At 61.6% G+C, this 687-nt stretch carries 1 protein-coding gene; it reads left to right on the top strand.

Annotation, left to right across the window (positions count from 1 at the left end; genetic code table 11):
- Window positions 1-87: 87 nt before the first annotated feature.
- Window positions 88-687: IS21 family transposase (istA, locus tag ACYP2A_RS17795; protein WP_459746956.1), on the top strand; the 600-nt coding region annotated here is incomplete at its 3' end.

Below are 687 nucleotides of genomic sequence, written 5' to 3' on the forward strand. Positions count from 1 at the left end.
CAGGCTCAGGCAGGCAGCAACGCAGGACTATTCACTACCATCGACCTCTTTTATCGAAGCGAAGAGGTCGTCGTGGAGCGTTTATCCATGCGTAAAATCCGAGAGGTGCTACGCCTAAAGTTCGACGCCGGCCTGTCCGTGCGCAAGATTGCCATCAGCCTGCGCATCAGCAGCGGCAGTGCCGGCAATTATCTGAACCGTTTCAACGCCTGTGGGCTGACCTGGCCAACTGCATTATCGGATGCGGAGCTGGAGCGACGTCTGTTCCCGCCTGCACCGACGGCTCCCAGCGAACAACGCCCTATCCCCGACTGGGCCCATATCCACGCCGAACTGCGCCGCCCCGGCGTCACCCTGGCCTTGCTCTGGCAGGAGTACCGACTCAGCCACCCGCAGGGCTTTCAATACAGCTGGTTCTGCGACCATTACCGTCTCTGGGCCGCCAGGGTCGATGCGGTCATGCGACAGGAACATCGTGCCGGCGAAAAGCTATTCGTCGACTACGCAGGCCAGACCGTACCGGTCATCGACCGGCAGACCGGAGAAATCCGCCAGACCCAGATCTTCGTCGCCGTTCTCGGCGCGTCCAGCTACACCTTCGCCGAGGCCACCTGGTCGCAGAAACTTCCCGACTGGCTGGGCTCGCATGCCCGCTGCTTCGCTTTTCTTGGCGGAACACCGCAGATC

The organism is Pseudomonas sp. 3A(2025) (assembly GCF_054589175.1).